We start from the raw sequence: 8,263 nt of genomic DNA on the forward strand, positions 1-8,263 counted from the left end.
AATACAAAAGGCAAGTTAGAGGATATACTGTTGGGCTAACAGGATTTTAAGCCTGTGGAGATGGTGGGTTACCACTTCTAAGAAGCAGGAATCCTCGTGGACTTGCCCCGAGGAGGGTCAAATTTTGAAAAAAGAAAGCAGAAATCTTTTATCAAAAAGAAAAATTATTGAATACTTAAATAATAAAAGAAAAAATAAATATATAAAAGATAAAAATATATTTATATATGATAAACTTGATTCTACAAATAATAAAGCAAAAGAATATCTGCAGAAAAAAATAAATAAAAGCAGTGAGATAAAAATTATTCTGGCAGAAAAACAAAAAAAAGGCAGGGGAAGAAGAGGAAACAACTGGGTATCATATAACCAAAAGGGCCTCTGGGCCAGCTTTTTGTTTGACCTGGATATGCCTAGAGAAAAAATACCACAAATTACCGTAATTGGAGCATTAACTGTACAAAAGACACTAAAAAAATATAATATAGATTCTCAAATAAAATGGCCAAATGATGTTTTAGTGAACGGGAAAAAAATATCTGGAATTCTGACAGAAATGGTTATCACTGATAAAAAAGCTGTACCTTCAATAATAATGGGAATTGGTTTAAATATTAATCAAAATTATTTTGCGGAAAACATTTCTAAAACAGCAACATCTATGTATAAGTTGAAAGGGACATTTTTTGACAAAAATGAAGTTTTTTGTGAGCTTTATTTAAATTTTGCAGAATTTTTGGATCAGTATATATCGGGCAGCAGAAAAAAAATAATAGACAGCTGGAAAAAAGAGCTGAAAATAATTGGTAAACAGCTTGAATTAAAATATGAATCTAAAGTTTTTAAAGTTTGGGTGCTGGATATATTGGATAATGGTGAACTTTACTGCAAATTAGAAAATGGACAGATTAAAATTTTCCCTACTGCAGGAACATCTCTTAATTTCACAAGTTATAAAAGCAGATGAAAAGCAGGAAAAACAAATGCTATATAGAATTATATATTTGAAAACAGATACAATAATGTAAAAAGGGGGGAACATGTTGAAAAAATTAAGTTTGCTATTGATAGTTGCTCTGATTTTCTTGCTGGCTAATACAGCTTTTGCACAGGATTTCAAAGCAGGTATGGTTACAGATGTTGGAGGACTTGGAGATCAGTCTTTTAATGATGCAGCCTACAGAGGATTAAAACAGGCTGAAGAAGAATTAGGAATCAAAATTTCTGTTATTGAATCTAACACTATGACAGATTATGTTCCAAATTTAAGCAGTTTAGCTGAACAGGGATATGATATGGTGTGGGCTGTTGGATTTTTAATGACTGATGCTTTAGAAGAAGTATCACAAATGTATCCTGATACTAAATTTGGTTTAATTGATTCTGTTGTCAAACAGCCAAATGTTGTTTCAGTAACTTTTGCAGAAAATGAAGGTTCATTTTTAGCAGGAGTTGCTGCAGCTATGGAATCTAAAACAGGCACTGTTGGTTTTATCGGCGGAATGGAGACAACTTTAATAAAAAAATTCGAAGCTGGATTTCGTGCCGGGGTAAAGACTGTTAAACCCGATATGAAGATTTTAATTGGTTATACAGGTGTTTTTGATGACCCGGGCGCTGGAAAAGAATTATCACTGACACAATTTAATCAGGGAGCAGATGTTATATATCATGCTTCAGGTGCATGTGGAATTGGTGTTATTAAAGCTGCGGAGGAGAAAGATCTGTATGCTATAGGCGTCGATTCACCCCAGTATCATCTGGCTCCAAACAATGTTTTAACAAGTATGGTTAAAAGGATTGATGTAGCAGTTTTGGAAGAGGTTAAGGCCCTATATAATGGTAACTTTTCTACAGGAGTGAGGATATATAATCTTCAATCAGATGGTGTAGGATTATATATGCCTCAGGCTAAAAAAATGCTTTCCCAGGAAACTTTAGATAAGGTAGATATGTATAAAAATCAGATAATTAACGGAAAAATTTCTGTGCCGGAAACTCCAAAAAACCTCTAAAATTTTTAAATATATATAAATTAAATCAGGCTTTAGACGGCTGCTGTAAAAAGCAGCCTTTTTTTTGTAATAAAATGACCAAAAGTCAAAATAACCATTTAAATATTACTAACTATATGGTATGATAAAAAAGAAATTCATATGATTAAAAGAATTTGCCATTAGGTCAGATAGAGAAAAATTAGCTGATTCCAGATTCTTAAATAAATTATGCAAAGAAAATATTAAGTCTGCAGAGAAGTTTAGCAAGAAAAGAAAAAGGGTTAAGTAATTGAAAAAAACTGAATTTGATGTTAATTGGTGTTAATTTATTGAACCACTAGAATATAAAGCAGAATACAAGTAAATGATAGAGATATAAATTTTAGTAAAAATATATTAAATAAAGAATTAAAAATAAAAAGGGCAAGTTAGGGGATATTCTGCTGGACTAACAGGATTTTAAACCTGTGGAGATGATGGACTATCATTTCTTAGAAGAAGAGATCTTCGTGAACTTGCGCTGACTGAGGAGGCTCAAAACTTGAAATTACCAGAACTTAAAATAGGAAAATTAAAAGCAGCCTTTCCAATTATTCAGGGTGGTATGGCAGTAAAAATATCTATGGCAGAGCTGGCTGCAGCTGTAGCTAATGAAGGTGGTATTGGAGTTATAGCTGGTACAGCCTTAAAACCTTCTGAATTGAGAGAAGAGATTATTAAAGCCAGGAAATTATCTGATGGGATCATTGGAGTTAATATAATGTATGCTGCCCGGGGATTTAAAAAGCTGCTTAATATATCTGTTGAATCAGGTATTGATTTAATTATTTCAGGAGCAGGATTTTCGCGTGATATGTTTACTATAGGGAAAAAAACAGACACCCCGGTGATACCTATTGTATCATCACTTAAGCTTGCCAGAATTTCAGAAAAATTAGGGGCGGCGGCAGTTGTTGTTGAAGGTGGAAATGCGGGTGGCCATCTTGGATCTGATAAGGATGTAAAAGATATAATAGTTGAGATAAAAGAAAATATAAACATTCCTGTTATAGCGGCAGGAGATATTGTTACTCCAGAAGATATAAAAGATATATTAAAAATAGGTGTTGATGGAGTACAGATGGGAACTAGATTTTTAGCAAGCAGAGAAGCTGCAATATCTGATGTTTTTAAAGAATTATGTGTAAAAGCAAAATCTTCAGATGTTATCAAAATAATGAGTTCTGTTGGATTAAAAGCAAATGCAATAAAAACAGAATTTGCTGAAAGGGTAAAAGCAGGCAATCCTGATCCACCGGTACGATGTGATAAGTGTTTAAAACACTGTCTGGAAAATTTCTGTATAAAAGATGCTCTGCTTGCTGCAAAAGGTGGCGATTTAGAAAAGGGAATATTTTTCACAGGAGAGGGAATAGGAAAAATAGATGAAATTCTGTCTGTAAAAGAAATTTTTACAAGAATAAAAGAATACTTTTCAAACCAGCTTGAACTGTGTTAAAATTATAGTGCTGCAGTTTTTCAGCAAAAATTTAATATGAGGTGTGCAAAATGATTTTAACCTTAGATATTGGAAATACCAACACAGTGCTGGGACTTTATGATGGTGATAAACTTAGGACACACTGGAGAATATCAACTGATAAAAACAAGACACCAGATGAATATGCAATGCTGCTAAAAAATCTTTTTGATTCAGAAAATATAGAAACAGAAGATATAGATGGTGTTATAGTATCCAGTGTTGTTCCCCCTATTTTGAGGATTTTAAAGAAAACTACATATAGATATTTTGATCTAAATCCACTTGTAGTTGGTCCTGGAGTAAAAACAGGTATGAATATAAAGATGGATAATCCTAAGGAAGTTGGAGCTGATCGGATAGTTAATGCGGTTGCAGCTTCACAAATTTATAAAGGACCACTGATAATAGTAGATTTTGGAACAGCTACAACTTTTTGTGCGGTATCTAAAGAAGGTGATTATATTGGGGGGGCAATAGCTCCAGGTATAGGAATTTCTTCGGAAGCACTGTTTAATCAGTCAGCAAAGCTGCCTAGAATTGAATTAATAAAACCTGAGCGAGCAATAGCAAAAAATACTGTAGATGGGATGAAATCCGGTATTGTTTTTGGCTTTGTAGGTCAGGTAGAATATCTTGTTGACCGATTTAAAAAGGAATTAGGGAAAAATTCTACTGTAATTGCAACTGGTGGTCTGGTAAGTTTAATTGTAGCAGAAACTGATAAAATTGATTATGTAGAACCTTTCTTAACTTTAAAAGGATTGAATTATATCGCTCGTTTAAATGGGATGTGATTTTTAATTAATGTTATTTCGTAATTTAAATATAGATAAATTGGTTTTTTTAGCACCTATGGCAGGAGTAAGTGATTATCCCTATCGTCAAATAGTGCGAGATATGGGCTGCCAGCTTGTTTATACTGAAATGGTAAGTGCTAAGGGGTATATATATGGTAATGAAAAAACTAAAGAATTACTGCGGTTTAATCGAAAGAATGGAAAAATAGGGGTACAGATCTTTGGGGAAGAAGCTGATATAATTGCAGAAGCAGCACAAAAAATTGAAGAAAAATATCAGCCTGATTTAATAGATATAAATATTGGTTGTCCGGCGCGAAAAATTGTAAAAACAGGTGCTGGATCAGCTCTTATGAAAAATCCTGAACGTGTTTATGAGATTATCAGCAGTACTGTTAAAAATACAGAGCTTCCTATAACAGTAAAAATAAGAACTGGATGGAATAAAGAAAACATAAATGCTGTAGAGATCGCTGAGATAGCAGAATCAGCCGGTGCATCTGCGGTAGCAGTTCATGGAAGAACGCGAGAACAGTTTTATAAAGGTAGGGCAGACTGGTCAATAATAAAATCAGTCTCTGAAAATATTGATATACCTGTAATTGGTAATGGGGATATTTTTTCTGGAGAAGATGCAGAAAAAATGATAAAACAAACTTCCTGTCAGGCCGTTATGATAGGTAGAGCTGCTCAGGGAAATCCCTGGATTTTCCGAGAAATTATTAGCTATTTATATAAAAATAAAAAAATAGAACGGCCAAAACCAGTTGAAATAATAGAGATGGCAGTTGACCATCTAAAAAAATCTGTAGAATATTATGGAGAAAAATATGGTATTCCTATAATGCGCAAACATATATCCTGGTATTTGAAAGGTCTTCCCAATGCATCTGAAATGAAAAATAGGGTCAATCAGATTAAAGAAAAAGAGAAATTAATTTCTCTTTTAAATTCTTATAAAAAAGAATTTAAAGAAGATATATATTTTTAGAGGCAGTTAAAACTGCTTCTTTTTATTTTATTTCAAAAGGTTGGCATCAGGTCAGCTTAACCTCCCCAAAAAGAGGTCAAAAGAACTGATATTTGCAAAATTAACCAAAATTTATATGCAGATGTCTTGACATTGAAAATATATTTATTTATAATTATTAATAATTGAAAATGTATTAATAGTGTCAAGTGGGAAACTTGACACTAATTTGTTGTACAGAGAAAATTATAAAGAAAGCAGAGGGATATAGATATGGTTGAAGAAGTTTTACTTACAGAAGAAGGTTATGAAAAGTTGGAGAAAGAGCTTGAATATCTCGAAAAAATAAAAAGAAGAGAAGTAGCAAAAAGAATTAAAGTTGCCAGAGAATTTGGAGATATTAGTGAAAACTCTGAATATGATGATGCAAAAAATGAGCAGGCTTTTGTAGAAGGAAGAATTAAAGAAATAAAAAATATGATTAGAAATGCTCATGTAGTTAAAAATGAAGAAGTTACTGATAAAAAAGTTAATCTTGGAACTACTGTTACATTGGAAGATTTGGCTACAGAAGAAAGGGTTCGTTATACTCTTGTTGGATCAGCTGAATCAGATCCACTTAATTATAAAATTTCTAATGAATCACCGATTGGAAAATCTATAATTGGACATAAAATTGGAGATGAAGTAACAGTTGAGACTCCTTCTGGTGAGGTAAAATATAAAATTATTTCTATTGAAAAAAGCAAAAAATAATTAGGCTAAATAAATAAAGATATAAAGGGATGTGTAACTTAGTATGAGTGAAACTAATTTTGAAGATATGAATGAATTAATGCAGCAGCGCCGGGAAAAATTATCTAATCTTAGAGAAAAAAAAGAGAAAGCTTTTGCCGAAAAATATGAATACACCCATAAAGCAGAAGAAGTGAAAAATAATTTTGAAGAACTTGAAGAGAAAGAGGTAAAACTCACCGGACGTTTGATGGCTGTTAGGACTCATGGTAAAGCCAGTTTTGCTGATTTAATGGATATGAGCGGTAAAATTCAGCTTTATATTAAAGAAAATATTGTAGGAAAAGACAGATATGAGTTTTTTCAAGACTTAGATTTAGGAGATTTGATTGGAGTTACAGGAACGGTATTCAAAACTAGACGTGGTGAAGTTTCTGTAAAGATTACGTCTTTTGAGCTGCTTACTAAATCACTGCGACCTTTGCCAGAAAAATTTCATGGGCTTAAAGATAAAGATTTAAGATACAGACAGAGATATCTGGATTTGATTGTTAATCCAGAAGTAAAAGAGACATTTATAATAAGAAGTAAGATTATCAGGGAAATGAGAAACTTTTTAGAAGAAAAAGGTTTTCTAGAAGTAGAAACTCCAATGATGCATCCAATTGCTGGCGGAGCTACTGCAAGACCTTTTGTAACTCATCACAATACTCTTGATATGGATCTATATTTGAGAATAGCTCCCGAACTATATCTTAAAAAACTAATTGTAGGTGGGTTTGAAAAAGTATTTGAAATTAATAGATGTTTTAGAAATGAAGGTATGTCATATAAACACAATCCTGAATTTACAACTCTGGAGCTTTATCAGGCTCAGGCAGATTATCTTGATATGATGGAATTGACAGAAAATCTCGTCCATTATCTTGTTGATAAAGTTCTCGGCAGAAGTATTGTAAAATATGAGGGAACAGAAATTGATTTTACTCCCCCGTGGAGAAGAATTACAATGGTTGAAGCTGTTAAAGAATATGCAGGTATAGATTTTTCGGAATTCGATTCTGCTGAAGAAGCATATAAAAAGGCGGAGGAGATTGAGGTTGAAATAGAACCAGGATTGTCTTATGGGGAAGTTTTAAATGCTGTTTTTGAAGAAAAGGTAGAAGATAATCTTATTCAACCTACATTTATTAAGGATTATCCCATTGAAGTTTCTCCACTTGCTAAAAAACATGCAGATGATCCTAGATTCACATATAGGTTTGAAGCATTTATTTATGGAAGAGAAATAGCAAATGCATTTAGTGAATTAAATGATCCGGAAGAACAGAAAAGAAGATTTGAAGCACAGGTTGAAATGAGAGAAGCTGGAGATGAGGAAGCTCAGATGATGGATTATGATTTTATAAGAGCTTTAGAGTATGGTATGCCGCCAACTGGCGGACTGGGTATTGGAATTGATAGGCTGATAATGCTATTTACTGATTCCAGTACTATAAGAGATGTGATATTATTTCCTACTATGAGACCTGAAAGCAAAGGATAAGAAAAGACAGTTAAATAGGCTGCAATTTGCGGCCTATTTTTTGACAACAGACTTAATTTTAAGTGAGGTGTAATATTATTTTGCTGAAAAAATTGATATTAAAGACAGATAGGAAAGTCGATTTTGTAGATATAAGTGAAAAGATTAAAAATGTTGTTAGAGAAAGTAAAGTTGAAAAAGGAACTGTTTTAATTTTTATACCTCATACCACAGCTGCAGTTACTATTAATGAAAATGCTGACATAGATGTACAGAAAGATATTGTAAAAGAAATAAATAAAATAGTTCCATTTGAAGATAATTATAACCATATTGAAGGTAATTCGGCAGCTCATATTAAAGCAAGTTTGTTGGGTAATGAAGAGATAGTTATTATTGAAAACAATAACTTAGTATTGGGTACATGGCAGGGTATATATTTTTGTGAATTTGATGGCCCAAGGACAAGAAAATTTTATATCAAAATTTTAGAAGGATAAAATCACATTATTTTGATCCTGTTTATTTCTTCCCTTTGTTAAGATTTGTACACTGAAAATTTCAATATGCCTATATCTCTTTTTGCAGTATAATTTAAAAAATGAGGAAAATCTTATTTTTATTTTTCTTGACAGCACGTTAATATAATGTTAGTATACTAAATGCTGTCAGGAAATTTAAATTATTTGTTCTGAGATTTTTTAAAATTTCTAGTTA

The 8,263-nt window shown here is 32.3% G+C and carries 8 protein-coding genes; all 8 read left to right on the plus strand.

The window, feature by feature from the left end; all coding sequences use genetic code 11:
* Window positions 1-124 precede the first annotated feature (124 nt).
* Entirely contained in the window at window positions 125-967 is an 843-nt protein-coding gene (locus DER71_RS11335) for a biotin--[acetyl-CoA-carboxylase] ligase (protein ID WP_158531819.1), read from the plus strand.
* Window positions 968-1,040: 73 nt separating this feature from the next.
* Window positions 1,041-2,015: a BMP family protein gene (locus tag DER71_RS11340; RefSeq protein ID WP_114458980.1), complete on the plus strand. Its 975-nt coding sequence runs from the start codon at window positions 1,041-1,043 to the stop codon at window positions 2,013-2,015.
* A gap of 523 nt (window positions 2,016-2,538) precedes the next feature.
* Window positions 2,539-3,495, plus strand: coding sequence for a nitronate monooxygenase family protein (locus tag DER71_RS11345; RefSeq protein WP_114458979.1), 957 nt, complete (start codon window positions 2,539-2,541; stop codon window positions 3,493-3,495).
* Between the two features lie 50 nt (window positions 3,496-3,545).
* Window positions 3,546-4,313: a type III pantothenate kinase gene (locus DER71_RS11350; protein ID WP_114458978.1), complete on the plus strand. Its 768-nt coding sequence runs from the start codon at window positions 3,546-3,548 to the stop codon at window positions 4,311-4,313.
* A gap of 10 nt (window positions 4,314-4,323) precedes the next feature.
* On the plus strand, window positions 4,324-5,307 hold the full coding sequence (dusB, locus tag DER71_RS11355) for a tRNA dihydrouridine synthase DusB (protein WP_114458977.1): 984 nt from the start codon (window positions 4,324-4,326) through the stop codon (window positions 5,305-5,307).
* 252 nt (window positions 5,308-5,559) lie between these two features.
* Window positions 5,560-6,042, plus strand: a complete 483-nt coding sequence (gene greA / locus DER71_RS11360; RefSeq protein WP_114458976.1) for a transcription elongation factor GreA — start codon at window positions 5,560-5,562, stop codon at window positions 6,040-6,042.
* 43 nt (window positions 6,043-6,085) lie between these two features.
* On the plus strand, window positions 6,086-7,567 hold the full coding sequence (gene lysS / locus DER71_RS11365; protein WP_114458975.1) for a lysine--tRNA ligase: 1,482 nt from the start codon (window positions 6,086-6,088) through the stop codon (window positions 7,565-7,567).
* A gap of 80 nt (window positions 7,568-7,647) precedes the next feature.
* Window positions 7,648-8,046 carry a secondary thiamine-phosphate synthase enzyme YjbQ gene (locus tag DER71_RS11370; RefSeq protein ID WP_114458974.1) on the plus strand — a complete coding sequence of 133 codons (399 nt, stop codon included), beginning with the start codon at window positions 7,648-7,650 and terminating at the stop codon, window positions 8,044-8,046.
* The last annotated feature ends 217 nt before the right edge of the window (window positions 8,047-8,263 follow it).

The organism is Halanaerobium sp. DL-01 (genome assembly GCF_003338615.1).
GTDB lineage: Bacteria > Bacillota > Halanaerobiia > Halanaerobiales > Halanaerobiaceae > QPJE01.

Coding starts and splice junctions, on each gene's coding strand:
- lysS (WP_114458975.1), top strand. CDS start 6,086: ATGAGTGAAACTAATTTTGAAGATATGAATGAATTAATGCAGCAGCGC.
- DER71_RS11350 (WP_114458978.1), top strand. CDS start 3,546: ATGATTTTAACCTTAGATATTGGAAATACCAACACAGTGCTGGGACTT.
- greA (WP_114458976.1), top strand. CDS start 5,560: ATGGTTGAAGAAGTTTTACTTACAGAAGAAGGTTATGAAAAGTTGGAG.
- dusB (WP_114458977.1), top strand. CDS start 4,324: ATGTTATTTCGTAATTTAAATATAGATAAATTGGTTTTTTTAGCACCT.
- DER71_RS11340 (WP_114458980.1), top strand. CDS start 1,041: ATGTTGAAAAAATTAAGTTTGCTATTGATAGTTGCTCTGATTTTCTTG.